Source organism: Sphingopyxis sp. BE259, from assembly GCF_031457495.1.
Taxonomy (GTDB): domain Bacteria; phylum Pseudomonadota; class Alphaproteobacteria; order Sphingomonadales; family Sphingomonadaceae; genus Sphingopyxis.
The window spans coordinates 3393614-3419877 of record NZ_JAVDWM010000001.1 but is presented as its reverse complement, the minus strand read 5'-3'; the positions used below and the strand labels follow the sequence as shown (position 1 = coordinate 3419877).

Genomic DNA, 26264 nt, shown 5'->3' with positions numbered 1-26264 from the left:
TTGGGTTAAGTCGCCATCCCCGGCGCTCGCTTGCCTTTGCCGGGTGATCGGTGTAATGGCGCCCCGTTCGGCCGCATCTTGCGACCGGGCATATCGATGTCCGCGACGGAAGTTGTGTCCACGGATAACCGCTGGTTGGCGAGGTTTCGCTCACCGGCGTGTTTTGCGTTGCGGGCGTCGAAACGAAGGATTTGTGGCGGTGTTCGATAGTCTGAGCAATCGGCTGAGCGATGTTTTCGGGAAGCTCCGCGGTCGCGGCGCGCTGACCGAGGCCGACGTGCGCGCCGCGATGCGCGAAGTGCGAATCGCCCTGCTCGAAGCCGACGTTGCGCTGCCCGTGGTGCGCAGCTTCGTCGATCAGGTCACCGACCTTGCGATCGGCCAGAATGTCCTGCGCTCGGTCACGCCGGGGCAACAGGTCGTCAAGATCGTCAGCGACGCGCTGACCGAAATGCTCGGCTCCGAAACCGCCGAGCTCGACCTTGCCGTTACCCCGCCCGCCGTGATCATGATGGTCGGCCTGCAGGGCTCGGGTAAAACGACGACCACCGCGAAGATCGCGAAGCGGCTCAAGGAAAAAGAGCGCAAGAAGGTGTTGATGGCGTCGCTCGACGTCAATCGCCCCGCCGCGCAGGAACAACTCGCCGTCCTCGGCCAGCAGATCGACGTCGCGACGCTGCCGATCGTCGCGGGCCAACAGCCGGTCGAAATCGCCCAGCGCGCGATGCAGGCGGCGAAGCTGCAGGGCTATGACGTCCTGATGCTCGACACCGCGGGCCGGCTCCACGTCGATCAGCAGCTGATGGACGAGATGCAGGCCGTGTCGCGCACCGCGAACCCCGCCGAAACCCTGCTCGTCGTCGATAGCCTGACCGGGCAGGACGCGGTGCAGGTCGCGCAGCGGTTCAGCGATCAGGTGCCGCTCACCGGCGTCGTGCTCACCCGCATGGACGGCGACGCGCGCGGCGGCGCCGCGCTGTCGATGCGCGCCGTCACCGGCAAGCCGATCAAATTTGCGGGTACCGGCGAAAAGCTCGACGGGCTCGAACTGTTCCAACCGTCGCGCATCGCGGGCCGCATCCTTGGCATGGGTGACGTTGTCAGCCTGGTCGAGCGCGCCGCCGAAACGATCCAGGCCGATGAGGCCGAGGCGATGGCGGCGAAGATGGCCAAGGGCCAGTTCGACCTCAACGACCTCAGAACGCAGCTCAACCAGATGCGCCGCATGGGCGGCCTCGGCGCGCTCGCGGGCATGATCCCCGGCATCAAAAAAGCGCAGGTCGCGATGGCGCAGGGCGGCGCCGACGACAAGATGCTGATCCATTTCGATGCGATCATGGGGTCGATGACCCCCAAGGAACGCGCCAAGCCCGAAATTCTGACCGCGAAGCGCAAGATCCGCATCGCCAACGGGTCGGGCACCACGGTGCAACAGGTCAACAAGGTGCTGAAGATGCATCAGGAAATGGCCGGCGCGATGAAGAAGATCCGCAAGATGGGCGGGCTGAAAGGGCTCGGCGCGCTGTTCGGCAAGGGCGGCGGAATTCCCGGTATGGGCGGTGGCATGGGCGGAATGCCCGGCCTTGGCGGTGGTGGATCGATCCCGCCGGAACTCGCAAATTTTATGAATAAAAAGAAGTAATTACACCCGATTTTCAGTTTCCAATTTCAGTTTACAGACAAAAGGAAAATATCATGGCTACTGCTATTCGCCTCGCCCGCGGCGGTTCTAAAAAGCGTCCTTACTACAAGATCGTCGTCGCCGATTCGCGCAGCCCGCGCGATGGCCGTTTCATCGAACGCATCGGCAGCTACAACCCGCTGCTCGCCAAGGACAATCCCGAGCGCATCAAACTCGACGCCGACCGCGCGAAGCATTGGCTGAGCGTCGGCGCCCAGCCGAGCGACCGGGTCGCCCGCTTCCTCGACGCCGCCGGGGTCCAGGAACGCGCCGCGCGCAACAACCCGAACAAGGCGGTCCCGGGCGAAAAGGCCAAGGAACGTGCCGAGGAAAAGGCCCAGAAGATCGCTGACGCCGAAGAAGCCGCAGCCGCTGCTGCTGCCGCTCCGGCGCCCGAACCCGAAGCGGTCGAAGAAGCCGCTCCGGAAGTGGCCGCTGAAGAAGCGCCGGCTGAAGAAGTTGCTGCTCCCGAAGCCGCTGAATCGGATGCAACCGGTTCGGTGAAGAGCGAAGCCACCGCCGAAGCCGTTGCCGACGCTGTCGCCGACGAAACCCCGGCCGACGCGACCGCCGAAGATGCGACCGCGATGGCCGAACAGGCTGCCGAAGGCGGCCCGGCCGAAGAAGCGCCGGCTGCTCCGGTTGCTGAAGAAGCCGCCGCCGAAGACGCGCCTGCTGAAGAAGCTGGCGAAGAAGCCAAGGCCTAAGTCTTGGCCAACGCCGATCGTCCCGTCACCTTGGCCGCCATCGCCGGCGCGCATGGGGTGCGGGGCGAGGTGCGGCTCAAGCTGTTTGGTGAAGGCGCGGAGTCTCTCCGCGCCTTTTCCGTGTTTGCGGCAGGCGAGCGCAAGCTGACCCTGAAATCGGTGCGCCCCGCCAATCAGGGCGCGGTGGCGACTTTTGCCGAGGTGACCGACCGCTCGGGTGCCGAGGCACTGCGTGGCACGGTGCTGACCGTCCCGCGCTCGGCGCTGCCGCCGCTGGGTGACGGCGAATATTACCATCACGACCTGCTCGGCCTGCCCTGCATTTCGACCGACGGCGGCGCGGTGGGCGAAATCGTCGCGATCGACAATTTCGGAGCGGGCGACATCCTCGAAATCCAGCGCCCGGACGGCAAACGCTTCATGGTCCCGATGACCGCGCGCGCGGTGCCGACGTGGAATGACGATGGCGTGACGATCGACGCCGCGTTCGTCGAATAAAGCGACGGCCCAACAGAATCCGTTCGCCCTGAGCTTGTCGAAGGGCCGTTCTTCCTTTCTATGTGCAAAAAAGAGCTGTGCTTCGACAAGCTCGGCACGATCGGAGGGTTTAATGCGCGCAAGATTGGCTATTGTTCTGGCGGCTGTACTGACTGCCTCGCCTGCCGCGCTAGCGCAGGACGCCGCCCCCAAGACGCTCGACCAGCTCACCCCCGAAATCGACGCGCTGTTCGCCAAATTTCAGGCCGACGCGCATGTTCCGGGGATGGTCTATGGCATCGTCAGCGACGGCAAGCTCGCTTATGTGAAGGGCGTTGGCGTCCAGAATCTCGGCGACAATAGCGCGGTCACCGCCGACAGCCGCTTTCGCATCGCATCGATGACCAAGGCGTTCACAGCGCTCGCTATCCTCAAGCTGCGCGATGACGGCAAGCTGCGCCTCGACGATCTGGCCGAAGACCATATCCCCGAAATGAAGCGCTGGACCTATCCGACCAGCGACAGCCCGCGCATCCGGGTGCGCGATCTCCTCCACCATGTCGGCGGTTTTGTCACCGACGATCCGTGGGGCGACCGGCAACAAGTCTTGCCGCAGGCCGATTTTACCAAGATGATCGCCGCTGGGGTGCCGTTCAGCCGCGTCCCGCAAGGCCAGCATGAATATTCCAACTTCGGCTACGCCTTGCTCGGCCGGATCGTCGCCAATGCGTCGGGCATGGCCTATACCGATTATGTCCAGCGGACGATCCTGACCCCGCTCGGCATGACGGGCAGCGGCTTTGACGTGACCAAGACGCCGCAGGCGCATTACGCGCGCGGCTATCGCTGGGAAAATGACGCTTGGGCGCCGGAGCCCGAGATGATCGACGGCGCCTTCAACGCGATGGGCGGGCTTCAGGTCAGCGCCAATGACTATGCCAAATGGGTCGCCTTCCTGCTTTCGGCCTGGCCGGCGCGCGACGGCGCCGACCCCGGCCCGGTCAAGCGCGCGACGGTGCGCGAAATGGCGCAGGGGCTCAATTTCGTGATGGTGGCGAACCGCATTGGTGCCAGCGGCGCGACGGCCTGCAAACAGGCAGCGGCCTATGCCATGGGCTGGCGCGTCGCGCAGGATTGCGACCTCGGCCTGACGCTCGCGCATGGCGGCGGCTATCCCGGCTACGGCAGCCATGTGATGCTGATGCCCGATCACGGCGTCGGCATATTTGCCCTGTCGAACCGGACCTACGCCGGACCCTCGGCGCCCGCGTGGGACAGCGCGGTGGCGATGGACCAGGCGGGGTTGCTACCCGAGCGGCGGATTACGACGTCGCCCGCCGTCTGGGACATGTTCAACCGGGTGCGCGCGGCTTATGCGGAGGGCAATCTGAATCGCTTCCAGGGCGGGCTGGCGATGAACTTTCTGCTCGATCGGTCGGCGGAAAACTGGGCCGCGGAATTCGCGCGATTGAAGGCTGCCGTTGGTCGCTGTTCGGAGCATGAAAAACTGACCCCAACCGGAGCCTTGTCGGCCAATTTTCGCCTGATCTGCGAGCGCGGGCAGCTCGACGGCCAATTGCTGCTGGCGCCGACCGAACCCATCACGCTGCAGGCGCTGCGCTTTCGCGTTGTGGAGCCCTGAGGCCGCACGTCACGCCGCCTCGATAAACACCACCCGATTGCGCCCGCTTTCCTTGGCGGCGTACAGGTTGATGTCGGCCGACTTCATCGCCGCGCCGAAACTTGTATTGCGGCCGATATGAACCAGCCCCATGCTCGCCGTCACCGGGCGTTCGAGCAGCGGCACCATCTGTTTGACATAGGCGCCGATCCGCTGCCGCAGTCGATCGGCTTCGATCGCGACCGCGGCGGGCGCGCCGCGGAACAGCAACGCAAACTCCTCGCCGCCGACCCGCGCCGCCAGCGCCGATCCTGACCCCAGCGCGACCCCGGCGGCAAAGATCACCCGGTCGCCGACGTCATGGCCATGATGATCGTTGATCGATTTGAAATGGTCGAGGTCGACCAGCGCAATCGCGACCGGCGGTTCGTCGTTGAAACTTTCCTCGATCGCGCGGCGGTTGGGCAGCCCGGTCAGCGGGTCGGTGTGGGCGATGATCCGCATCGCCTCGGCCTGCGCGCGCGCCTCCTGCCGCTCGCGGCGCAGACGCATCAGGCGATCGAGGATACCGAACGCGGTGAGCATCACTTCCAGCCCGAGTGCCGGAAACAGCAGGAACAGGAAACTGGCGAACGGCTCGCCCAGCACGAGATCGTGGAACAGGCTGACCCCATAAACCCCGCCGATGCCGCTCCACGCTGCCGCCTGATAGCGCGCGGTGCGGCTGCCGCGCTTCAGCGCGATCACCACCGTCGTCGCGGCCAGCGCCAGCATGGCGACCAGCATGATACTGCGGAGCATCATGTAGCCAGAGGCGTCGGGGACCAGTGTTGCCGGGGTGGTGAGCAGGATCAGGACGGGCGGCCAGCCGAGCCAGCGATAGAGCCGCGGGCCAATCATTCCGGGTTCGAGATAGGAGCGCAGGAACACCCCCGACACGACGAGGCTCAAGTCAAAGAATATCGTGATCCAGACTTGGCGCGCAAAGCTGTCGGGCGTCAACCACGGTCCCATGGCCAGCGGCGACAAGGCGACCGCGAGCGCGAAATAGCAAAAGGTGCGGGCGCTTTGCCAGATCAGGAAACGTTCGCGCAGCAAGCCGAAAAAGGCGGCGTTATAAGCGAGCGAAAAGAGCAGCAGGCCCAGGAACACGCCGGTCAGCACCCCGTCCCAGGTCATGCTGGTCGCGTCGGCGAACGACGATTGCGCGCGCGCGGGCGCGGCGGCGCCAAGCAGCGCCGCTCCAACCATCGCTATTCGCGCCCCTCGCACCATGCGGTCCCCTTGTTTCAAGCCAGGGACGCTAGGCGCGCAGCGACTGATTTTTGGTTAATGCGATGTTGAGAATCGCGATGCCGTAGCCGCGATCGGGGCGAAGGGCGCCAAGGGGCGGGGACTCCCTTCGCCCAGATCGCGGCTACGGCCGGACGGTTTCCATTATTAGCCGGCCTTGTGCCATGGCATCAGGCAGCATCGCGCTGGGCCGCGGGCAAAGGCACCGGCTCCGCCGGGGCTGCGGGTCGCTTGATCGAAGCACCGATCCGTCGCAACGGGGCGGCGAGCCACAGCAGACCACGGTGCAAATCGTCGCTGAAACGGGGATGGCCGTCGTTCCAGGTCCGCATCCAAAGTTCGTCCTTCATCGGGTTTCTCCTGTTGATCCGATGCTTGCAAGTTGCCCCTTTGGCGCGCGCCGCGCCAACAAATGCTTTGCGCTATATCATAAGGTCATCTTATGTCGTGCCATGCCCAAACTGCCGCCCCTCGCCGCCATACGAACCTTTGAAGCCGCCGGCAGACTGCAAAATTTCTCGCGCGCGGCCGAGGAACTGGGGCTGACCCAGGCCGCGGTGAGCTATCAGATACGCCAATTGGAAGACCGGCTCGGTCGCGCGTTGTTCGTGCGCGAAAAGGGGCGGGTGCGCTTGTCCGAAACCGGCCAGCGACTGCTGCCCGCGATCAGCAATGCTTTTGGCACGATGGGGGACGCCTTTGCCGCACTGGGCAACGACGAGGCCGACGTGCTGACGATCAGCGCGATGACGACCTTTGGCGGCACCTGGCTCAGCGCCCGGATCGGCGGGTTTCAGCTGGCCTACCCCCACCTCGCGGTTCGCATGATGATGAACAACGATCTGGTCGATTTCAACGCGACCAATGTCGATGTTGCGATCCGCGTCGGCCGCGGCGGTTGGCCCGGCCTGCGCGCCGATTTCCTCTATCGCAGCCATGTCACGCCGATCTGCGCGCCCGGCTTTCTCGATGTGAACCACATTGCGGCGCCCGAGGACCTGCTGCGCGTCGATCGGCTGGCGCCGAACGATCCCTGGTGGGCGGGCTGGTTCGCGGCCGCCGGGGTCGACACGGTGCCGCCGCCGCGGCGCCGCGGGATCGAACTCGACAGTCAGTTGCAGGAGGCGAGCGCGGTGCAGAGTGGCTATGGCATCGCGCTGATGACGCCGCTGCTGTGGCGCGCCGAGCTCGACGCCGGGCGACTGGTCCAGCCCTTCGATACGCTGTACCAGCCGGGCACCGCCCATTTCCTCATCCACCGCGAAAACCGCGTCGGCGTCCGCAAGATCGAACGCTTTCGCGAATGGCTGCACGCCGAGGTGGTCAAGGATCGCCACCGGTTGCCTGATGAACTTTGGGAACGGCTGGGTTGACCTTGATGGATCGCGTATATACACTATGTATATACGGAGATGGGCCATGACGAAGCGAAGTGAAGTCAACGAAGACCGGCGCGCGTTCGCCTTGAATCGGGTGTTCGGCTCCGCCCCTTGGTTGAAACCGTCAGACAAAACCCGCCACAAGGTAAAGGTATTCAAGTCGGGCAACTCGCTGGCGGTGCGAATCCCTGCGGGCACCAAATTGGTGGCCGGAACCGAAATGGATCTGGTTGTCGAGCACGGGCAGTTTCTTTGCTACGAGCCTGCCAATCAGCCCAAACGCAAATTCAACATCGCGAAGGTGGCGGGGTCGGCCACCGACCTGCAGCTGATCGCGCCGGAAGACCGGCTGTTCGAAGATCGGGCTTTGTTGACGGGCAAAGCCGACGGACATGACGGCGCGTGAAATATCTGCTGGATAGCAATGCCATCATCGCGCTGGTCATGAACCTCGACGCCCGGCTGGTGGCGCGGGCGGGCGCGTGCGACGAGGGCGACATGGTCACCTCCGCGATCGCATATGCCGAGGTCGCACATGGTTCGACGCGTGGTAAGGCGCCCGCCTTTGATCAGTTGCAAGCCTTCGTCGAAGAGGTGCCGGTGCTCGATTTCGACTACAAGGCTGCGCAGGCCTATGCGGCGTTGCCTTTCCGCCGCGGAAGCTATGACCGGTTGATAGCCGCCCACGCGCTGTCCCAAGGCGTCGCCCTCGTCACCGCAAATGAAGCTGACTTTGCAGACGTGCCGGGACTGACGGTCGAGAATTGGACGCTGCCATGACCTTCACCGCCGTCCCCCTGACTCTCTACCCCGATATGTTCCCCGGCCCGCTCGGTCACAGCATGGCAGGGCGCGCGCTCGAAAGCGGAACCTGGGCCTGCGCGCCGGTGCAGATCCGCGATTTTGCGACCGACAAGCATCGCACCGTCGATGACACGCCCGCGGGCGGCGGCGCTGGAATGGTCCTCAAGGCCGATGTGCTGGCGGCGGCGGTCGATCATGCGACGGCGGCGCATCCGGGCCTCCCGATCCTCGCGATGACCCCGCGCGGGACGCCGATCACGCAAGCCCGCGTGCGCGAACTTGCGGCCGGTCCCGGCGCGATCATCCTGTGCGGTCGGTTCGAGGGGTTCGACGAACGCATCTTCGATGCGCGGCCGATCGAAGAAGTGTCGATGGGCGACATCATCCTGTCGGGCGGCGAGATGGGGGCGCTGTTGCTGCTCGACGCTTGCATTCGGCTGCTTCCCGGCGTAATGGGCGCGGCTTCTAGCGGGGACGATGAGTCGTTTGAAAACGGCTTGCTCGAATATCCGCACTATACCCGACCCGTAGAATGGGAAGGGCGCACGATCCCCGAAGTGCTGCGATCGGGGGATCATGCGAAGATCGCCGCCTGGCGGAAACACCAGGCAGAAGATCACACACGGTTACGCAGGCCGGACCTTTGGGAGCGTCATATCGATGCTCGGGCCCGACCTGCCTCTGGCGCGCGGCGAACAGAAAAGGACTAGAGGCATGAACCTCATCCAGACGATCGAAGCCGAAGAAATTGCCAAGGCTGGCAAGACCGTTCCGACCTTTCGCCCCGGCGACACGCTGAAAGTCGGCGTGAAGGTGGTCGAAGGCGAACGCACCCGCGTCCAGAATTTCGAAGGCGTGTGCATCGCGCGCTCGAACAAGGGCATGGGCTCCAACTTCACCGTGCGCAAAATGTCGTTCGGCGAAGGTGTCGAGCGCGTGTTCCCGCTGTATTCGCCGAACATCGACAGCATTACCGTCATCCGCAAGGGTGCGGTGCGTCGTGCGAAGCTCTACTATCTTCGTGGCCGCACTGGTAAATCGGCGCGCATTGCGGAACGCCGCGATTACCGGTCGGAAGCCGGCGAAGGCTAAGGAGAGCTTCTCTCACCCAAAGCCGAAACAGCTTTCCAAAACGACCGGTTCCGCCAACAGGCAGAACCGGTCGTTTTTCGTTTCAGCTGAAGAATTTGTTATAGCATCCCAATTCCGTTCGTCCTGAGGAGCCATTGGGCTTGTCGAAATGGCGTCTCGAAGGACGCGGCGCTGCTATCCTTCGAGACGGGTCTTCGACTTCGCTCAGCCCCTCCTCAGGACAAACGGACAGAGAAAGAAGGTAAGAAATCATGGGTTACCGGATCGTCGTCGCGGGTGCGACGGGCAATGTCGGGCGTGAAGTGCTCGCCATCCTCACCGAGCGCGAATTTCCCATCGACGAACTGGCGCTGGTCGCCTCGTCGCGCAGCCAGGGGACCGACGTCGAAATCGGGGACACGGGCCGCACGCTGAAATGCCAGAATATCGACAATTTCGACTGGGCCGGCTGGGACATGGCGATCTTTGCGATCGGCAGCGAAGCGACGAAGATCCACGCGCCCAAGGCCGCCGCGGCGGGCTGCGTCGTCATCGACAATTCGTCGCTGTACCGCATGGACCCCGACGTGCCGCTGATCGTGCCCGAGGTGAACCCCGACGCGATCGACGGCTATAAAAAGCGCAACATCATCGCCAACCCGAACTGTTCGACGGCGCAGATGGTCGTTGCGCTGAAGCCGCTGCATGATGCGGCCAAGATCACCCGCGTCGTCGTGTCGACCTATCAGTCGGTGTCGGGCGCCGGCAAGGCGGGCATGGACGAGCTGTGGAACCAGACGCGCCAGATCTTCGTCGGCGACGAAAAGGACGTGCAGAAATTCACCAAGCAGATCGCTTTCAACGTCATCCCGCACATCGACAGCTTCCTCGACGACGGATCGACCAAGGAAGAGTGGAAGATGGTCGTCGAGACCAAGAAGATCCTCGATCCCAAGATCAAGGTCACCGCAACCTGCGTCCGCGTCCCCGTGTTCGTCGGCCATTCGGAAGCGATCAATATCGAGATGGAGCGGGAACTGTCGGCCGAGGATGCCCAGCGCATCCTGCGCGAAGCCCCCGGCGTCGTCCTCCACGACAAGCGCGAGGATGGCGGCTACATCACCCCCGTCGAATGCGTTGGCGATTTCGCGACCTTCGTATCGCGCGTCCGCGACGATCCGACGGTCGACAACGGCCTCAACCTTTGGTGCGTGTCGGATAATCTTCGCAAGGGCGCGGCGCTGAACGCCGTGCAGATTGCGGAATTGCTCGGGCGGCGGCATCTGAAGAAGGGGTAACCGCCTCTTTCTGAATTCCGTTCGTGTCGAGCCCTTCGACTGCCTTGGCAGGCGCTCAGGATAAACTTCATCCTACGGATGAAGTCGAGACACCTATCATCGGTGTGCGCCTTCGCGGCATCTCGACTTCGCTCGATGCGAACGGGTAAGGGAGGCAGATGAATTCTGCCCCCTACAACTTCACCCGCGCCCTCTGCCGCGCTCCTGCGCCATCGGCTGTCCACGGCATCCGCGCCGACGGCGGCCCCGATCCCGATTTCACCGGCCTCGCCGCCGAACATGACGCCTATGTCGCCACGCTCCGCGACTTTGGCCTGACCGTTGACGTCCTTCCGCCGCTCGACGACTTCCCCGATGCGCTGTTCACCGAAGATGTCGCACTGACCTTTCCGGAGGGCGCGATCCTGCTCCGCCCCGGCGCGCCGAGTCGAGCGGGCGAGGTCCAACATATCCGCGCCGCGCTCGCCGCGCATCATCCGCGGCTGCTCGAAATGACCGGCCCCGGTTACGCTGACGGCGGCGATGTGCTGCGCCTCGCCAACCGGGTGATCATCGGCCTGTCGGACCGCACCGATCGCACCGGCGCCACCGAACTTGCCGCGCTGCTCGGTCAGCTCGGCTACCACGCCGAAATCGCCGAAACCCCGCCCGGCGTCCTCCACTTCAAGACCGGCTGCGGCCTGATCGACGAAAACACCATTCTCGCCGTCCCCGAACTGGCGAACTGTCCGCAATTCGCCGGGCTGGAAGTGGTGCTGACCCCGCTCGGCGAAAACCCCGCCGCCAATATTCTGCGCGTCCGCAACACTGTCCTCGTCGGCGACCGCTGGCTTGCAACGCGCGCCATGCTCACCGCGCGCGGTATCGACTGCCGTCCGCTGCCGACCGACCAGATCGCGCATATCGACGCAGGCCTCAGCTGCATGTCGCTGCGCTGGTGACCGCCCACAAACTTTTGCTCCGCTCTCAAATTCCGTTCGCATCGAGCGAAGTCGAGATGCCCCTCGTTCGTGCTAGCCTTCCCGGTGCCTCGACTTCGCTCGGCACGAACGGGTAGGGGGGAGAGGATGATCGAAACCTCGCCCACTACCCCTCCCGCCCAGCGCCGCCTGCTCGGCGCACTCCTGATCCTGCTGCTGCTCGCCCAGATCGAACAACCCTATCCCGAAATCGCATTGCTTCAGCACATCCCGACGATGCTGCTGCTTATCGCCGCGCCTGCGCTGCTCCGCCGCTGGCCGCTCTCGACCCCGGCGGTCGCGTGCATCGTGGCGTTCATGGCGCTCCACACCCTCGGCGGGCGCTATGCATATAGCAGCGTCCCCTATGACGACTGGTCGGGCGCATTGACTGGCACCAGCCTGTCCGACGCTTTTGGCTGGAGCCGCAATCATTATGACCGCCTCGTCCATTTCGCCTTTGGCGCGCTGTCGGTGATTCCCGTAGCCGAAATCGCGCGGCGCTGGGGCGGGCTGAGCCATCGCGGCGCGGCGTTAACCGTGCTTGCTTGGGTTCTGGCCACGTCCTGTCTCTACGAAATCTTCGAATGGCTGCTGACCATCGTCGCCGCGGGCGAAACCGCCGACCGCTATAATGGTCAGCAAGGCGACATCTGGGACGCGCAAAAGGATATGGCGCTGGCGTCGCTGGGTGCGATATTGGTGCTGGTGGTTTGGCGTAGGAGATAGGCGATGCGTAAGTTGATAACCCTCGCGATAATCGGATTGCTCGCTGCGTGCAAACCGGCCCCGCAAAAGGCCGCGCCGGGCGACGATAGCCTGCCGAAAGCCGAGCCGGCGCCCGAGGCAAAGGCCGACGGTCCCGCCGCCGCGACCACCGCGGTCAGCCTCGATGGCGAGGGGTTGCGCTTCATCGACAAGGCCAGCGGCAAGGCCAGCCTGCTCGCCTTCGGCGTCCCGCGCGCGCAGGCCGAAACCGCGCTCGCGAACGTCGCGGGCCAGGAGGACGACCGCAGCACCAACGCCGAATGCGGCGCGGGGGCGATGGAATTCACCCGCTATGACGCGATGACGCTGAATTTTCAGGACGGCAAATTCGTCGGCTGGTTCCTCGGCAACGAACCGGGCGCGGCCGCCTATTCGACGATGAGCGGCATCGCCATCGGCACGACGCGCGCCAAGGCGGGCGAGTCGGCGTCGATCGTCGCCGTCGAGGACAGCACGCTGGGCGAGGAATTCAGCATCGGCACCGGCGACACCGCCGTCGGCGGTATGTTCGCGGCGCCGGGCGATGCGGCGAAGATCGATGCGCTGTTCGCGGGGGTGAATTGTTTCTTTCGGTGATGCGTGGTTGCGACCAAAAGCAACCGCAATTTTCATCGTCATACCGGCCTTCGCCAGGATGACGAAAACGGGAAACGATAGTCAAGAATCGGAGCTGGCACATCGCCCCGACATCAATGCCCCATATCCGCCGCTGACGCCTTGGACGCACCCGCCCCCGGCGGCCGCAGCAGCAGCACCAGCGGCACCGCCGCCAGCGTGACCCACATCATCACCCAGAAATCGTCGATATAGGCGACCATCGCCGCCTGCCGGTTGATCTCGGCATTGACCATCGCCAGCGCGGTTTCGCCCGCGATCCCGAACCGGTCGGCGGTCGACGGGTCGATGATGCTGACCGAACTGCTTGTGACATGCGCCGCCAGATCAGCGTGGCTCGTCTGGATATTTGACCCCAGCAAGGTGGTGACAATCGAGATGCCGATCGACGCGCCCAGGCTGCGGAACAGGTTGAGCAGGCTTGATCCGTCGGTGCGAAACTGCGGCGCGATCGTCGCGAATGCCATGGTGTTGAGCGGGATGAAGATCAGCCCCATGCCCAGCCCCTGGACCAGCCCGCTGATGATCACCGGCTCCATCCCCATCGCCAGCGACCAGTGGCTCATCTGCCACAGCGAGTAAGCGGCGATCGCCAGCCCGGTACCGACCATCCAGCGCGCGTCGATCTTGCCCAGCAATTGCCCCGCGACCCACATGCTCATCAAAATGCCGATCCCGCGCACCGCCAGCACCAGCCCGGTATCGATCACCGGCCAGCCGAACAGGTTTTGCAGCATTGGCGGCAGCAGCGCCATTGACGCGAACATCACGACCCCGATCACGATCATGAACCCCATTGCGGTGACCAGATTGCGGTCAGCCAGCATCGCGCGGCTGAACAGCGGCGCGCGCGCGGTGAACATATGGACGACGAACATCCACAGACACGCAATGGCGACGCCGCATTCGATCCAGATTTCGGCGCTGTCGAACCAGTCGGCATGCGCGCCGCGGTCGAGCATCAATTGCAGCGCCGCCAGCCCCAGCGCGAGCATCGAAAAGCCGAACAGGTCAAAGCGGCGATCGGTCCGGCGCGTCGCCGGGAGCAGCGCCCACATCAGCGCCAGCGTCAGCACGCCGAAGGGCAGGTTGACGTAAAAAACCCAACGCCAGCTCGCCTGTTCGGTCAGCCAGCCGCCGAGCACCGGCCCCAGGATCGGCCCGATCATGATCCCCATGCCCCAGATCGACATCGCGCGCGCATGGCGTTCAGGCGGGTTGATGTCGAGCATCACCGATTGCGACAGCGGCGCGATGAACGCGGCGCAAACACCCTGCAGGAACCGGAAAGCGACCATCTGTTCGAGCGACTGCGCCGCGCCGCACGCCATCGACGCCAGGATGAAGCCAAAGATCGCGGCGAGAAACAGTTCGCGCCGCCCGATGCGGTCGGCAAGCCAGCCGGTTATCGGCATCGCCACTGCGCTGGCCAGGATATAGCTGGTCAACACCCACGTCACCGTCTCGCTCGTCGCGCCCAGCGCCGATTGCATGTGCGGAATGGCGACATTGGCGATCGTCGTGTCGAGAATCTGCATGATCGACGCGCCCATGACCGCGACGGTCAACAGGCCGCGATGGCGGACGCGCGCATGTAGCGGGACGCTGTCATCGTCGGGCAGCGCGGTGGCGGCAGGGCGGCGGGGGAGGGAGCGGGAGGCCATTAATACGCTGGCTCGAAATCCTCCCCATCGACTTGCGATGGGGAGGGGGACCGCCGCGAAGCGGTGGTGGAGGGGCCGCGGTCGTGCGTTGACTTGTGAGGTCGCCGCCCCTCCGTCAGCCCCTGCGGGGCTGCCACCTCCCCATCGCAAGTCGATGGGGAGGATCGATCAGGATGCGAACGTTCGAGCGTACCGCGCACCCTATTTACCCGCCACCGCACCGCCATCGGTAAACACCCGCACCTCCGCCGACAGCCCGGCGATCATCTCGCGCGACGGCTTTTCGTCGAACGCGATCCGCACCGGCACCCGCTGCGTGACCTTGACCCAGTTACCGGTGGCATTCTGCGCCGGCAGCACCGAAAATTCGCTGCCGGTCCCGGCACCGATCGTCAGCACATGGCCGCGGACCTTGAGTCCCGGATACGCATCGAAGCTCACCTCGGCGCGCTGGCCGACGCGCATGTCGGCAAGGTCGGTTTCCTTGAAATTGGCCTCGACCCACGGATGCGCGGTATCGACCAAGGTGACCGCGGGCAGCCCCGCCACCATCATCTGGCCGATCTGCAACCGGTCGGACTGCGCGACGCGCCCGGCGCTCGGGGCACGGACCGTCGTGCGGCCCAAATTCACTTGCGCCTGCGAGCGCTGGACGCGCGCCGCTTCGACCTGTGGATTGACCCCGCTTGCCGGACCCGCGGCCAGCTTGGTGCGCGCTTCGGTGGCCGCCGCCTGCGCCTGGCGGACGCGCTCGCGCGCCTGCGACACCGCATGGCGCGATGCGTCATAGGCGGCTTTGGTGGTGAAGCCCTTCTCCATCAGCGCCGCCTGGCGCGCGAAATTGACCTCGGCGAACGACACATCCTCGCGCGCCGCGGCAATGTCGACGCTCGACGTGTTCGCGCTCGCCGACAGATTGCCGACCTCGACCTCGGCCGCGTCGATCGCCGCGCTCGCCTGCGCGACGCTCAGCGCATAGGGTTCGCCGTCGATGCGGAACAGCAATTGCCCCGCCGCGACCTGCTGCCCGTCGCGCACGGCAACCTCGGTGATCCGTCCGCCCACTTCGGCGGCGACCGACACCTTGTCCATCTGGACATAGGCATTGTCGGTCGACACCGACCCGCCGCTGGTCAGCCAGTACCAGCCGCCCGCCGCGATCAGGATGGCCGGCAGGCCGAACATAAGCAGGCGGGTGCGCCATTTCGGCGCCTCCTTTTGCTCGGTCGCGGTTGCGGGGTTGGCGGGCGGCAGCGGGTCGGCCTTGGGCGTCGCGTTGGCGTCGTCGGACGCGGGGCGGGTGGGGGAGAGCTGGTCCATCAGGCGGCCTCTTCTGTTTCTTTCTGGCAGATGCGGCGCGACAGATTGGCGCGGACACGTTCGACCAGATCATTCAGCTGGTCGCGCTCGGCGGCGCTTAGCCCCTCGGTCGCTTCGGCGGTCAGGGCGTCGATAGTATCGCGCATCCCGTTGAGCAGTTCGGCCGCGCGCGGCGCCAGATACAGTTGCCAAGCGCGACGGTCGGTCGGGTCGGCGCGGCGCTCGACCAGATCGGCTTCGACCAGACGGTCGATCATCCGCGACAGGGTGATCGGTTCGACCTCGATCAGCTCGGCCAGCGGCCCCTGCCTTATCCCCTCGTGACGGCGCAGATAGGTTATCAGCCGCCATTGCAGCGCGGTGATCCCCGTATCGCGGGTGCGCGCGTTGAACGCGCGGCGGAACAGCCGCGCCGAATCGTTGAGCAGGAATCCGATCGTTTCACTCATGGCATTCTATATAATAGCAATTGCTACTATATTCAACCACCTGATCCTGTTGCCAACAATCTCGAATATGGTGTAAATTTTCTTTACACTGCTTGCGTTGATCGGCTTTTTGGGCAGGATAGGGCGATGACATTGACCGCCGACCTTTTCTGGTCCTTCCGCTCGCCGTACAGCTATCTGGCCATCGCCCGTTATCGCGCGCTCGCGGCCAGCCATGATTTGGCGATCAATCTGCGCCCGGTGTATCCGCTGGCGATCCGCCAGCCCGATTTTTTCGAGCGCACCCATCCCAATTGGCTCAGCTACACGATGCGCGACATGATCCGCGTCGCTCAGTTTCACGGCATCCCGTTCGGCCCGCCGCGTCCTGACCCGATCGTCCAGGATTTCAACACACGCGCAATCGCCGCCGAACAGCCCTATATCTATCGCCTCACTCGACTTGGCCAAGCGGCGTCGCGGCGCGGCAAGAGCCTGGCGTTCGCGCATGAGTCGGCGCAGTTGATCTGGGGCGGCGCGGTCGATTGGCATCTCGGCGACCATCTGGCGGGTGCGGCACGGCGGGCGGGACTCGACCTTGCCGACCTCGACGCCGAGGCTGAAGGTGATGCGGCGCTGCTCGATAACGAGATCGCCGCCAATCAGGTCGCGCTGGAAATCGCCGGTCATTGGGGGGTGCCGACCTTGGTGTTCGATGGCGAGCCCTTTTTCGGGCAGGACCGCATCGACATGGCAAAATGGCGGATGGAGCAAAAGGGACTGCGACCGCGCTGATCGGCCTTGCCCAATCGCCCGCGGCGCGGGCATAGCCCGGACATGACGATCGAACCCCGATATTTCGACGCGCGCGACGGCGTGCGGCTGGCGTGGCGTGAAACCTGTCCGGAGGCTGGCGACGCGCGGCCGCTGATCCTGCTGCACGGCCTGTTTTCGAGCGGCGAGGTCAACTGGATCAAGTTCGGCACCGCGGCGCGCATCGCCAGCGAGGGCTACCGCGTTATCATGCCCGATCTGCGCGTTCACGGATCGAGCGAGGCGCTGCACGAAGAAGAACTCTACCCGCCCGACGTGTTGGTGCGCGATCTGGAGGATCTGGTCGCGCATCTGGGCCTGACCGATTTCGATCTTGGCGGCTTTTCGCTCGGCGCCCGGACCAGTGTTCGCGCGGTCGTCGCGGGCATGACGCCGCGCCGCTTGATCCTCGGCGGTATGGGATTGGCGGGGCTCGCAGGCTGGCAGCGGCGCGGCGCGTTCTTCAAACGCGCGATCGCAGAATATGATACTGCCAAGCGCGGCGACGACACCTGGCTGTCGATCCAGTTCATGAAGACGATGAAGGTCGATCGCATCGCGGCAGGCCATTTGCTCGACAGCTTTACCGACACCCCGCTTGAAGCCCTGGCGGCGCTGACGATGCCGGTGCTGGTGGTGTGCGGCGAGCAGGATCAGGACAATGGCTCAGCGCCCGAACTCGTCGCGGCGCTCGCCGACGCCCAGCTCGCAACGATTCCCGGCACCCATATGTCAAGCGTGACCCAGCCTGAGCTGGGCGAGGCGATCGCGGCGTTCCTGACCGCTTGACCGCGCCGCCGCTGCGGTCCAAGTTTCCGCCATCGCGTCGCAGAGCGCCTTCAAACTCGTCCAGAGGATCGCACCCCATGAAAGCTATGATATCGACCCTGTCGCTGGCCCTGTCGCTCGCGCTTGTCGGCCCCGCCGTCGCCGCGGAGCAGAAGCCCGCCGCCGCAGCCAAGACTGCGAAACCCACCGCCGCCGATGCCGATGCCTTTATCGCTGCGGCGGAAAAGGATCTGTTCGACTATACCGTCGAGGCGAGCCAGGTGAACTGGGTCAACAGCACCTACCTCACCGAAGATACCGACGCGATGGCGGCGCGGATCAACGCCGTTGGCACCGAAAAGGCGGTCAAATATGCGCTGGAAGCTGCAAAATATAAGGATGTTGCGGGGCTGAGCGCCGACACCAAACGCAAACTCGATATCCTGCGCACCGGCCTCGTCCTGCCCGCGCCGACCAAGCCCGGCGCGGCGACCGAACTCAACCAGATCGCGACCGACCTGCAATCGCAATATGGCAAGGGCCGCGGCACGCTGAACGGCAAGGAAATCTCGGGCTCCGACATCGAGGAGCAGATGGGCAATGTCGAACGGACGCCCGCCGAGCTCGCCGAAATGTGGACCAGCTGGCACGACAATGTCGGGGCGCCGATGAAGGATGACTATGCCCGCTTGGTCGGCATCGCCAACGAGGGTGCCAAGGAACTCGGCTTTACCAATACCGGCGCGATGTGGCGGTCAGGCTATGACATGTCGCCCGAGGATTTTGCCAAGACGACCGAACGGCTTTGGCAGGAAGTGAAGCCGCTCTACATGGCGCTCCACACCTATACCCGCTGGAAACTCAATGAAAAATATGGCGACGCGGTGCAGCCCAAGACCGGGCCGATCCGCGCCGACCTGCTCGGCAATATGTGGGCGCAGGAATGGGGCAATATCTACCCGCTCGTCGCGCCCGCGGGCTCGGGAGACCTCGGCTATGACGTCGGCGAGCTGCTGACCGCGCAGGGCAAGTCGCCGCTCGACATGGTCAAGGCGGGCGAGAATTTCTATTCGTCGCTCGGCATGGCGCCGCTGCCCGAAACCTTCTGGAAGCGGAGCATGTTCACCAAGCCCGCCGACCGCGAAGTGGTCTGCCACGCGTCGGCGTGGGATGTGGATAACAAGGACGATATCCGCATCAAGATGTGCATCAAGGTGAATGCCGACGACTTCACGACGATCCACCACGAGCTGGGCCATAATTATTACCAGCGCGCCTATAACAAGCAGCCGTTCCTCTATCTGAACGGCGCCAACGACGGCTTTCACGAGGCGATCGGCGATTTCGTCGCGCTGTCGATCACCCCGCAATATCTCGTCGACATCGGCCTGCTCGACAAGGCGAAGGTGCCGAGCGCCGACAAGGATATCGGGCTGCTGCTGCGGCAGGCGATGGACAAGGTCGCCTTCCTGCCGTTCGGCCTGCTCGTCGATCGCTGGCGCTGGGGCGTGTTCGACGGCACGATCAAGCCCGCCGCCTATAACAGTGCCTGGACCCAGCTGCGGACCCAATATCAGGGCATCGTTCCCCCGGGTGAGCGGCCTGCGAATGCGTTCGATGCGGGGGCGAAATTCCATATCCCCGGGAACACCCCCTACACGCGCTATTTCCTGGCGCGCATCCTGCAGTTCCAGTTCTACGAAGCGGCGTGCAAGCAGGCCGGCTGGACCGGACCGCTCCACCGCTGTTCCTTCTATGGCAACAAGGAGGTCGGTGCGAAGCTGAACGCGATGCTGGAGATGGGGGCGTCGAAGCCGTGGCCCGACGCGCTCGAGGCCTTCACCGGCACCCGCGATATGTCGGGCAAGGCGATGGCCGATTATTTCGCGCCGCTGAAAACATGGCTCGACGAACAGAATAAGGGCAAACCGCAGGGGTGGTAAGCGCGGCGCCCGCCGGGTTCGATCGCGCGCTTTATCTTCGCCGGATCGGCGCCGCGACCCCGGTCCGGCCCGATCTGGCGTCGCTTGGCGACCTGATGCGAGCGCATCTCGAGCATGTTCCGTTCGAAAATCTTGAGGTGCAACTCGGCCGCGCTCCGCCGGGCGCGGTCCAGGATATTTTTGACAAGGTGGTGCGGCGCGGGCGCGGCGGCTGGTGTTACGAAGTCAACACGCTGTTCGGCGCCTTGCTGACCGATCTGGGATATTCCGTCACGCGGCTGAGCGCCGACGTGCGGCGCGGTGGCGATCTGGCCGACCGGCCGGGCAACCATCTGTGCCTGCGCGTCGATCTGGATCGGCCCTATCTGGTCGATGTCGGTTTCGGCGGCTCGATCACCGCGCCGCTCGCCATCGAGCCCGCGACAATTGTCGATGGACCCTATTCGGTCCATCTGGCGCATGTCGCAGGCGATCGCTGGACATTTGACGAAACGGTCGGTGACGGGGCGCCCTTTGGGTTCGACTTCACTCCCGGGCCCGCCGATGAAAGCCTGTTGGCCGCGATGCGATCATCGCTCGCCATTGAGGACTGGTCGCCGTTCGTCCAGAATCTGGTGATCCAGTTGCGCCGCGGCGATACGCACTGGACGCTGCGCGGCCGCGTCCTCACCCAGCTGACGTCCATCGGGAAAACCACGCGCTTGCTGGGATCCGCCGACGAGATGGCCGCTGTCGGGCGCGACATTTTTTCGATGGAATTGCCCGAGATCGACCGTCTGTGGCACCGCGCCGCCGACCGCCATGATCAGCTGTTCGGCGCCGCCTGATCCTCCGCCGCCGCGAGATACCAAGTACATCTTGGCGGTAGCATCCATGCCGCGCTGCGGCGAAGAGACTTGTCCCTGCCGCAGGAAGGTCAAGCCGCGTGAACCGTCTCATTCTGTCTATCGCCAGCCTGTTTTTGGGGATGGGAACGGCGCAAGCCGCGACCTGCGAAGACAGTTTCGTCAAAAAAGGCAATCCGGTCACCGGGCTGCGCTTTGTTGCGACCGCCATCGTGCCGAACATGAGCATGGCCAGCGCGGTCGGGCAGCTCAACGGCATCGTCGCCGCCAAAGGCTATACAATCCTGGCCGCCGAGCCTGCCAGCGGCGCGATGCTGATCGAGCCGCCCGCAACGGGCAAGTCGCGCCCTTTCCCGATCGAAATTGCCGCTGATGCCGCGGGCACCGTCCGCATGGAGGCCAAGCTGCGCGCCGGAATGAGTATCCCCGACGCCGGAGCCAAGGCCGAAATGTGCGGCATTCTGGCGCAGCTGAAAGGTGGCAAGGCGGGCGATGCGCTCGCCGCCAAGGGGCTGGGCGCCGCAAGCGCGCCGGGTGCGCCGGTCCGCATGAGCGTGCTGCGCTTTTCGCAGGACATTACCGGACAGGCCGACACGAATAATGCGGTCGTCGATCAGCGGTACCGCAACCGGGCGTTCACCCTGTACGGACCCGTTGCCTATATCGGGCCGGTTGGCGACACCTACCGGGTCGAATGGAAGCTCGTGTCCAACGTTCTCACAGACATCGTTCCCGGGCGATCCTCTGCAGGGCTCAGCGTCAATTGCGTGCTGGCCAAGGGGCAGGGCGTCTACGCGCTCCAGCTCAAGCCCGGCAAGCATGTCGAGCTGACCGGCACTTTCGACCGGCTCGACTATGGCATGTCGCTGGTGTGGTTGAAGGATTGCCGCCCGGTGAAATAGGGCTGCCGACGGACGAGATGGGGGGTGGTCCCATATTTGCCGCCTATCATGCTCCAGCGCAGCCCGGCGGGCGTGGCCGCAGCAGGGCGCGTCCTGCTGCGGCCCCCGTTGCGCGGCCATTGTCGAGCGCCAGTGTGCCGTTGACGAACAGCTGCCGCACCCCGACGCTCAGTTCGCGCGGCCGCATGTAGTCAGCGCGCGGCGCATATTGTGCTGGGTCGAAAACCATGACGTCGGCGTAATAGCCGGGGCGCAGATAGCCGCGCCGGTCGAGCTTGTAGATATCGGCGGTGCGGCCGGTCGACTGGCGAATGAAGGTCGCGACGTCGATGACCTTGCGTTCGCGCACATAGCGCGCGTATTTTTCGGGGAAGGTCGCGAACATCCGCGGATGGCCGTCCGACCCGTCGGATGCGGTCACCATCCATGGCTGCTGCATCAAAAGATCGACGTCGGCCTGCGCCATGTTGAACGACGCGACCGCGGTGCCGCCGCCAGTCTCGCCGCGGTGTTTCGCCTCGATGCTCTGGCGGATGATGCGGAGCGCGGCGTCGCGCGGATCGAGCTTCCATCCCTGCGCGACCGCCGCCAACGTCTGACCGGTCCAGGGAAAGCCCTGTGCGATCAGCAGCAGCGCCCCGGCGCCACCGCGTCGGCGCAGATTGTCCTCCATCTCGCCGCGTATCCGCGCCAGCGTCGCAGGGTCATCGAGGCGCGTCAGCAGCGCCGTGCCGCCGCCATCGACCGCCCAGCGCGGAAGCAGCGACGCGTCGAGGTTCGATCCCGACGCCAGCCATGGATATTGGTCGGCGGTCACCTCCATCCCGGCTCGCCGTGCTGCATCGATTGCGGCAATCACCGCGCCCGCCTGACCATGGACGTCGACGCCCAGCGCCTTCAGATGCGCGAAATGCACTGGCATCCCGGCGCGCCGCCCGATGTCGATCGCTTCCTCAACCGACCCGCGAAGCCCGATGCTGTAGCTCGATTCGTCGCGCTGGTGCGTGTCGTACAGCCCGCCGCGGATCGCCGCCTCGCGCGCGACCGCCACCACTTCGCCGGTGGTCGCGAAACTTTGCGGGGCATAGAACAGTCCGGTCGACAGCCCTACAGCGCCTTCGCACATGCCTTTGGCGACCAGAGCCTTCATGGCGTCCAGTTCCGTCACGGTGGGCGCGCGGGCATCTTGGCCCAGCACCCGCTGCCGCACCGGCCCAAAGCCGACGAACGGCACGATATTGGTGCCGATCCCCGACGCCGCCAGCTTGCCGCTGTCCGCCGTAACGTCCGGCGTGCCGTTGCCGTCGACCCCGATCATCACCGTGCTGACCCCCTGATACAGCCACGCCGCATTGACGCGCACCGCCGGGTCGGGCGAGCGCAGGAAGCTGTCGGCGTGGGTGTGCGGATCGATGAAGCCGGGCGCGACGATCATCCCCTTGGCGTCGATCACCCGCTGTGCCGCCGTGCGGCCGACGCGGCCAACAGCTACGATCCGGTCGCCGCGGATCGCGACATCGCCAACGAACGGCTTGCCGGTGCTGCCGTCATAAATCGTCCCGCCGCGGATGATGACATCGATCGGCGTGTCTGTCCGCGCCACGGCGGTTACAACCCCGAACAGCGCCGCCCCGGCCGTTAGCGCGGCAATGGTCCGGCGCACCGGGAAAGAAACGGGCGATGGCATCGGCATGATCCTTTTGAGCGCGCTGGCGGACGGAAGCTCCCGCCCGCCGCCGACAGACTTTTCATGGCGGGCAGGATGTCCCGAACCCACCGCCCGCGTCCAGAGGGGGGAGTTGCAGCCCCTATAACCCGATGGCATAAGGCGGAGCTTCATCGCGCGCCCGCGCCGAAACCCGCAGCCTGGAACGACACCGAATGAACCTGCGCCAGATCGAAATTTTTCATGCGGTGTTTCTGCACGGCACGGTCAGCGCCGCGGCACGCTCGCTCAACGTGTCGCAGCCGTCGGTGACGAAGGTGCTGCGACACGCCGAACGATCGATCGGGCTGACCCTGTTCGAACGATCGAAGGGGCGGCTGATCCCGACGCAGGACGCCCACACGCTTTTTGCCGAGGTATCCGACATTCAGGACCGGGTGCGCTCGCTGCGCCAGGCGTGCCAGAATTTGCGCCACGGACGCGGCGGGCTGCTGCGCATCTCGGCGCTTCCTTCGTTGGGCCTCGGCGCGATCCCCGATGCCGTCGCGCGCTTTCTGGCTGACCATGAAGATATCATGTTTGACCTTCAGACGCTCCACCACGACGAAATGGTGCGCAAGCTGTACGAACATGAAACCGACATCGCGATCAGTTTCGAAGTGCCGCTTTCCGCTCCCGTTGCGCATCAGGTGATCGGCGAGGGCGAGTTGGTAGTGATCTACCGCGAACAGGATATGCCCGCCGCGCCGCCGCGGCTCCATCTCGACGAACTGCGCGGGCAGAAATTCATCAGCCCGGTGCAGGGCGGCCCGATCGGCCGGATGCTGTCGAGCGAGCTCAGCCGGCTCGAGGTCGAACTCGACGAAGTGGTGTCGGCGCGCACCTATTATGTCGCGGCGGCGCTCGTCAGCGCCGGGGTCGGCATGGCGATCGTCGACAATTTCACCGCCCACGCCGCGCTGCCCCCCGGCCTCGCGAGTCGGCCGCTGCAACCCGCGATCACCTTCGACATCAACGCGGTCTATTTGCAGAACCGCCCGCTGTCGCGAACCGCCGCCGATTTCCTGTCGGTGCTCGCCACCGTCATTGAAGGACTATAGCGCCGGGCTATAGGATATGAGGCGCTGGATATTGGGGCGGTGCGGTGGGGCGGGCTAAGATCGCGGCCTTCATCGTCCCGCAGGTTGACCCGAGCCATGATCGCTACCCCCTATCTTCTCTACCTTGGTCATTCGAGCGACCCCGCCGATATCAAGACCTCGCGCGGCCTTGCGGTGTTCCGCCCCGACATCTGCATCGGTGAATATCGCCACGACGATTGCCCGCTGACGCTCGATCTGCCGCGCATGGACTTCGCCGCGGCCCATGCTGCGGGCGCCCGGACTTTGGTGTTGGGTATTGCCAATGCGGGCGGCAAGCTGGGCGAGCAGCTGATCCTCGATGCGCTGGCGGCGATGGACGTCGGGCTCGACATCGCGTCGGGGCTGCACCACCGGCTGAACGCCGAACCGCGGCTGGTCGCGGCCGCGGCGCGGCTGGGCCGCCAGCTCCACGACGTGCGCGACCCGCGGCCCGACATCCCGATCGGCAATGGAAAGAAGCGCGCGGGCAAGCGGCTGCTGACCGTCGGCACCGATTGTTCGGTGGGCAAGATGTACACGACGCTGTGCCTCGCGAGCGCGCTCGAAAAGCGCGGCGTCGCCGCCGATTTCCGCGCGACCGGCCAGACCGGCATCCTGATCGCAGGCGACGGCGTTCCCCTCGACGCCGTGGTCGCCGATTTCATCTCGGGCGCGATCGAACAGATTTCGCCCGCCCGCGGCGACGATGGCTGGGACCTGATCGAAGGTCAGGGTTCGCTCTATCACCCCTCGTTCGCGGGGGTATCGACCGGGCTGCTGCACGGCGCGCAGCCCGACGCGCTGGTGCTCTGTCACGACCCGGTGCGCCCGCATATGCGCGGCCTGCCGCATTATCCGCTACCCGGTATCGCCGACACGCTGGAGGCCAATCTGCGTGTCGCGCGGCTGACCAACGCCGATGTCCGGGTGGTCGGGATCGCGCTCAACACGTCGGCGATGGCCGAGGAAGAGGCGCGCGCGCTGTGCGCAGCGACCGAGGCCGAATTCGGCCTGCCGACCAGCGATCCCTATCGCTTCGGGGTCGAGGCCATCCTCGACCGGCTGCTCGGCGTTGCCGCTGGCCCCGCCGCCGTCGCCGCAACCGCCTGATCTTGTCGGCCATGCCCCGCACCCTGACCGTCTTTGCCGAGACGTTTAAGCTGCACGCCCCCTTTCGCATCTCGCGCGGGGTCAAGACCGCCGCCGAGGTCGTCACGGTCACCATCGGCCATAACGGTCTGACCGGGCGCGGCGAAGGCGTCCCGTATCCGCGTTATGGCGAGAGCGTTGAGAGCGCGATCGCGGCGATCGAAAGCCTGCGCGGCGCGATCGAGCAGGGGCTGGACCGGCAGGCGCTGCTCCAGCTGATGCCCGCCAGCGCCGCGCGCAACGCGATCGACTGCGCGCTCTGGGATCTCGAATTGCAACTGGCGGGCAGCGATCTGGCCACGGCGCTCAATCTCGATCACCCGCTGCGCCCGATTGTCACCGCGATGACGATCAGTCTCGACACCTCCGAAAATATGGCAGCAGCAGCTGCTGCGCTCGCCGATGCGCCATTGTTGAAGGTCAAGGTCGACCGCAGCGACCCCGCCACGCTGCTTGCCGCCGTCCGCGCCGCGGCCCCGAAACCGAAGATGATCGTCGACCCCAACGAAAGCTGGACAATCGACGAGGTTCGCAGCCTGCAAGGGCTGATGACCGACCTGCGGATCGACCTGCTCGAACAGCCGCTGTCTGCCGATGCCGACGGCGATCTGATCGGTTTCCGCTCGGCGATTCCGATCGCCGCCGATGAATCGGTGCATGTCGCCGCGGATCTCGACGCCTTGCCCGATGGCTATGGGGTCGTGAATATCAAGCTCGACAAGACCGGCGGGCTAACCGCGGCGCTGGAGCTGGCTGACGCGGCGCGGGCGCGCGGGCTGGGCGTGATGACCGGCTGCATGATCTGCTCGTCGCTGTCGATCGCCCCCGCTTGGGCGATTGCCGCAAACAGTGCCTTCGCCGACCTTGACGGACCGCTCTGGCTTGCCGAGGATCGCGCCGGCGGGGTCAGCGGCGCAATGGGCGTGCTGTCGTCGCCGCAGCCCGGTTTTTGGGGCGGGATTTGACACGAAC

26 protein-coding genes and 1 pseudogene are annotated in these 26264 nt (G+C 65.1%); 21 read left to right on the top strand and 6 right to left on the bottom strand.

Annotated elements, in window-relative coordinates; translation table 11 throughout:
* Positions 1-199: 199 nt before the first annotated feature.
* The 4 genes and pseudogenes from ffh to J2X44_RS16380 all read left to right on the top strand — a co-directional run bounded on the left by ffh (position 200) and on the right by J2X44_RS16380 (position 4507).
* A complete protein-coding gene (gene ffh, locus J2X44_RS16395) occupies positions 200-1642 on the top strand; it encodes a signal recognition particle protein (RefSeq protein ID WP_310086429.1) in 1443 nt (480 codons plus the stop codon).
* A gap of 53 nt (positions 1643-1695) precedes the next feature.
* Positions 1696-2166, top strand: a pseudogene (gene rpsP / locus J2X44_RS16390) (30S ribosomal protein S16); the annotation flags it as partial.
* A gap of 225 nt (positions 2167-2391) precedes the next feature.
* Complete coding sequence (gene rimM, locus J2X44_RS16385; RefSeq protein ID WP_310086427.1) at positions 2392-2886, top strand: ribosome maturation factor RimM; 495 nt, start codon at positions 2392-2394, stop codon at positions 2884-2886.
* 112 nt (positions 2887-2998) lie between these two features.
* Positions 2999-4507, top strand: a complete 1509-nt coding sequence (locus J2X44_RS16380) for a serine hydrolase domain-containing protein (RefSeq protein WP_310086426.1) — start codon at positions 2999-3001, stop codon at positions 4505-4507.
* Positions 4508-4516: 9 nt separating this feature from the next.
* Here J2X44_RS16380 and J2X44_RS16375 read toward each other — a convergent pair whose 3' ends face one another.
* Together J2X44_RS16375 and J2X44_RS16370 are read right to left on the bottom strand one after the other, a co-directional pair.
* On the bottom strand, positions 4517-5761 hold the full coding sequence (locus tag J2X44_RS16375; RefSeq protein ID WP_310249347.1) for a diguanylate cyclase: 1245 nt from the start codon (positions 5759-5761) through the stop codon (positions 4517-4519).
* A gap of 188 nt (positions 5762-5949) precedes the next feature.
* Entirely contained in the window at positions 5950-6129 is a 180-nt protein-coding gene (locus J2X44_RS16370; RefSeq protein ID WP_310086422.1) for a hypothetical protein, read from the bottom strand.
* A 102-nt stretch (positions 6130-6231) separates the two neighbouring features.
* On the opposite strand from J2X44_RS16370, the gene J2X44_RS16365 reads away from it, so the two are divergent.
* From J2X44_RS16365 to J2X44_RS16325, 9 genes are all read left to right on the top strand, one after another.
* A complete protein-coding gene (locus J2X44_RS16365; RefSeq protein WP_310086420.1) occupies positions 6232-7152 on the top strand; it encodes a LysR substrate-binding domain-containing protein in 921 nt (306 codons plus the stop codon).
* A 46-nt stretch (positions 7153-7198) separates the two neighbouring features.
* Positions 7199-7564, top strand: coding sequence for a hypothetical protein (locus tag J2X44_RS16360; RefSeq protein ID WP_310086417.1), 366 nt, complete (start codon positions 7199-7201; stop codon positions 7562-7564).
* Complete coding sequence (locus J2X44_RS16355; RefSeq protein ID WP_310086412.1) at positions 7561-7938, top strand: type II toxin-antitoxin system VapC family toxin; 378 nt, start codon at positions 7561-7563, stop codon at positions 7936-7938. The genes J2X44_RS16360 and J2X44_RS16355 overlap by 4 nt, the downstream gene beginning before the upstream one ends.
* Complete coding sequence (gene trmD / locus J2X44_RS16350; RefSeq protein WP_310086410.1) at positions 7935-8672, top strand: tRNA (guanosine(37)-N1)-methyltransferase TrmD; 738 nt, start codon at positions 7935-7937, stop codon at positions 8670-8672. Before J2X44_RS16355 ends, trmD begins: the two co-directional genes overlap by 4 nt.
* A 4-nt stretch (positions 8673-8676) precedes the next feature.
* Entirely contained in the window at positions 8677-9054 is a 378-nt protein-coding gene (rplS, locus tag J2X44_RS16345; protein ID WP_137754311.1) for a 50S ribosomal protein L19, read from the top strand.
* Between the two features lie 251 nt (positions 9055-9305).
* The gene (locus J2X44_RS16340; RefSeq protein ID WP_310086408.1) at positions 9306-10331 is read left to right on the top strand and encodes an aspartate-semialdehyde dehydrogenase; all 1026 of its coding nucleotides are present in this window, start codon (positions 9306-9308) and stop codon (positions 10329-10331) included.
* Between the two features lie 158 nt (positions 10332-10489).
* Positions 10490-11272 (top strand): arginine deiminase family protein, encoded by a 783-nt coding sequence (locus J2X44_RS16335; RefSeq protein ID WP_310086405.1) that lies wholly within the window; start codon positions 10490-10492, stop codon positions 11270-11272.
* Between the two features lie 126 nt (positions 11273-11398).
* Positions 11399-12019: a DUF2238 domain-containing protein gene (locus tag J2X44_RS16330; RefSeq protein ID WP_310086403.1), complete on the top strand. Its 621-nt coding sequence runs from the start codon at positions 11399-11401 to the stop codon at positions 12017-12019.
* 3 nt (positions 12020-12022) lie between these two features.
* Entirely contained in the window at positions 12023-12634 is a 612-nt protein-coding gene (locus tag J2X44_RS16325) for a hypothetical protein (protein WP_310086400.1), read from the top strand.
* 113 nt (positions 12635-12747) lie between these two features.
* Here the strand turns inward: J2X44_RS16325 and J2X44_RS16320 are convergent, their stop codons facing one another.
* The 3 genes from J2X44_RS16320 to J2X44_RS16310 form a co-directional block, all read right to left on the bottom strand.
* Positions 12748-14337: an MDR family MFS transporter gene (locus tag J2X44_RS16320; RefSeq protein ID WP_310086397.1), complete on the bottom strand. Its 1590-nt coding sequence runs from the start codon at positions 14335-14337 to the stop codon at positions 12748-12750.
* A gap of 201 nt (positions 14338-14538) precedes the next feature.
* Complete coding sequence (locus J2X44_RS16315; RefSeq protein ID WP_310086394.1) at positions 14539-15657, bottom strand: HlyD family secretion protein; 1119 nt, start codon at positions 15655-15657, stop codon at positions 14539-14541.
* Entirely contained in the window at positions 15657-16106 is a 450-nt protein-coding gene (locus J2X44_RS16310; RefSeq protein WP_310086392.1) for a MarR family transcriptional regulator, read from the bottom strand. The genes J2X44_RS16315 and J2X44_RS16310 overlap by 1 nt, the downstream gene beginning before the upstream one ends.
* Positions 16107-16232: 126 nt before the next feature.
* Here J2X44_RS16310 and J2X44_RS16305 point away from each other — a divergent pair, with 126 nt between their 5' ends.
* The 5 genes from J2X44_RS16305 (at position 16233) to J2X44_RS16285 (ending at position 21356) form a co-directional block, all read left to right on the top strand.
* Positions 16233-16880, top strand: coding sequence for a 2-hydroxychromene-2-carboxylate isomerase (locus J2X44_RS16305; protein ID WP_310086389.1), 648 nt, complete (start codon positions 16233-16235; stop codon positions 16878-16880).
* A 42-nt stretch (positions 16881-16922) separates the two neighbouring features.
* Complete coding sequence (locus tag J2X44_RS16300) at positions 16923-17687, top strand: alpha/beta hydrolase (RefSeq protein WP_310086387.1); 765 nt, start codon at positions 16923-16925, stop codon at positions 17685-17687.
* A 77-nt stretch (positions 17688-17764) separates the two neighbouring features.
* Positions 17765-19609, top strand: a complete 1845-nt coding sequence (locus J2X44_RS16295; RefSeq protein ID WP_310086384.1) for a M2 family metallopeptidase — start codon at positions 17765-17767, stop codon at positions 19607-19609.
* A complete protein-coding gene (locus tag J2X44_RS16290) occupies positions 19603-20436 on the top strand; it encodes an arylamine N-acetyltransferase (protein WP_310086383.1) in 834 nt (277 codons plus the stop codon). Before J2X44_RS16295 ends, J2X44_RS16290 begins: the two co-directional genes overlap by 7 nt.
* Before the next feature lie 98 nt (positions 20437-20534).
* The gene (locus J2X44_RS16285; protein ID WP_310086381.1) at positions 20535-21356 is read left to right on the top strand and encodes a hypothetical protein; all 822 of its coding nucleotides are present in this window, start codon (positions 20535-20537) and stop codon (positions 21354-21356) included.
* 46 nt (positions 21357-21402) lie between these two features.
* Here the strand turns inward: J2X44_RS16285 and J2X44_RS16280 are convergent, their stop codons facing one another.
* Positions 21403-23043: an amidohydrolase family protein gene (locus J2X44_RS16280; protein WP_310086378.1), complete on the bottom strand. Its 1641-nt coding sequence runs from the start codon at positions 23041-23043 to the stop codon at positions 21403-21405.
* Positions 23044-23237: 194 nt separating this feature from the next.
* Here J2X44_RS16280 and J2X44_RS16275 point away from each other — a divergent pair, with 194 nt between their 5' ends.
* The 3 genes from J2X44_RS16275 (at position 23238) to dgcA (ending at position 26257) form a co-directional block, all read left to right on the top strand.
* Positions 23238-24122, top strand: a complete 885-nt coding sequence (locus tag J2X44_RS16275; RefSeq protein ID WP_310086376.1) for a LysR family transcriptional regulator — start codon at positions 23238-23240, stop codon at positions 24120-24122.
* Positions 24123-24218: 96 nt separating this feature from the next.
* Positions 24219-25253 (top strand): N-acetyltransferase DgcN, encoded by a 1035-nt coding sequence (gene dgcN / locus J2X44_RS16270; RefSeq protein ID WP_310086374.1) that lies wholly within the window; start codon positions 24219-24221, stop codon positions 25251-25253.
* An 11-nt stretch (positions 25254-25264) separates the two neighbouring features.
* Positions 25265-26257 carry an N-acetyl-D-Glu racemase DgcA gene (gene dgcA / locus J2X44_RS16265; RefSeq protein WP_310086371.1) on the top strand — a complete coding sequence of 331 codons (993 nt, stop codon included), beginning with the start codon at positions 25265-25267 and terminating at the stop codon, positions 26255-26257.
* The last annotated feature ends 7 nt before the right edge of the window (positions 26258-26264 follow it).